The 1,306-nt window shown below is 63.2% G+C and carries 1 protein-coding gene; it reads right to left on the bottom strand.

Annotation, left to right across the window (positions count from 1 at the left end; all coding sequences use genetic code 11):
- Positions 1 to 39: 39 nt before the first annotated feature.
- Positions 40 to 1,306, bottom strand: a 1,267-nt coding sequence (locus tag NKJ21_RS27395) for a TonB-dependent receptor (protein ID WP_254733434.1), incomplete at its 5' end; no start/stop codon positions are given.

Below are 1,306 nucleotides of genomic sequence, written 5' to 3'. Positions count from 1 at the left end.
AAGAAGGGGAGGATCGGGACGCGGGACAGACAGAAAAAGCTAGTTCAGCTTGGCGCTGATCGAGACGCCGACGATGCGCGGCTCGTTGTAGACGGCCGCCATGTAGTTCTCGATGACGCCCTTGAGGTTCTTCTCGTTGGTGATGTTGCGGCCGAACACGGCGATCTCATAGCCTTGAGCCATGTTCTCGTAGCCCAGCTTCAGGCCGCCCTCGAAATCGCCCTTGCTGTAGAACTCCTTGGATTCGTAGAGGAAGAAGTTCGTGAAGCCCTGGACCTTCCAGTCCGTGTAGGCGAACAGCTCGCCGCTCGCGATGGGGTAAGCATAGCGGGCGGTGAAGTCGAAGATGTACTTCGGCGCGTTCGGGAACGGGTTGCCGTTCACGAGGGCTTGGCCGGCCGCGTTCAGCGGATTGGTGATCGTGCAGGCCGCGCAGACGGCGACGGCCAGCGTGTTGTCCTTGATCTTGGTGTGGTTGTAGCTGTAGCCGGCGGTCAGGACGAGGTTCGGGGTGACCACGAACTCGCCGTCCAGTTCCAGGCCGTAGGCCTCGCCCTTCTTGGCGTTGATCAGACGGTTCGAGTTCGAGCCGCCGCCGACGGCGCTGAATTGCGGGTCGGTGATCTCATAGGCGAAGACCGCGCCGTTCAGGCGAACGCGGCGATCCATCAGCTCGCTCTTCAGGCCCAGTTCGTAAGACATGATCGTCTCCGACTTGGCGGCCGAGGCCGGCGAGAAGAAGGCGATGTCGCGACCCTGGATCGACGGACCGCGGAAGCCCGAGGCCACCTTGGCGTAGGCGCTGACGTCGTCGGTCAGCTTGTAGAAGGCGCTCAGGTCCCAGGTGACCTTCGAGTCCGACACCGAGACCGGCGCGGCCATGTTGGGGCCGTAGAGGACCTTCAGGTCCTTGTCGTCCTTGGTGTAGCGCAGGCCGCCCGTCAGGGTCAGGGCGTCGGTGGCCTTGTACGAGGCCTGACCGAAGACCGCCCACGACTCGTTCTTCTGCTGCAGGGTGGTGGGGGCGGTGAAGAATGGATCGGTGCGGATGGCGTACTTGGTGTCGAAGTAGAAGCCGCCGACCTGCCAGCTCAGCGGACCGTCGGTGTCGCTGGCCAGCCGCACTTCTTGCGTCCACTGGAAGAGGTTCTTGATGCCGTCCTGCGTGTCCGACTGGAACGGGATGAAGCCCGGGCCCGTCGGATTGCCGCCGTCGATGTCGCCGCGGCTATAGCCGTGGGTGTTTTCGTAGGCGGTGATCGAGGTCAGCTTGGCGCCGCCCAGGTCGTACTGGATGTTGGCCGAG

Source organism: Klebsiella sp. SWET4, assembly GCF_024296565.1.
Lineage (GTDB): Bacteria > Pseudomonadota > Gammaproteobacteria > Enterobacterales > Enterobacteriaceae > Klebsiella > Klebsiella variicola.
The sequence above is the reverse complement of the archived record's forward strand: the minus strand, read 5'-3'. Positions and strand labels throughout refer to the sequence as shown.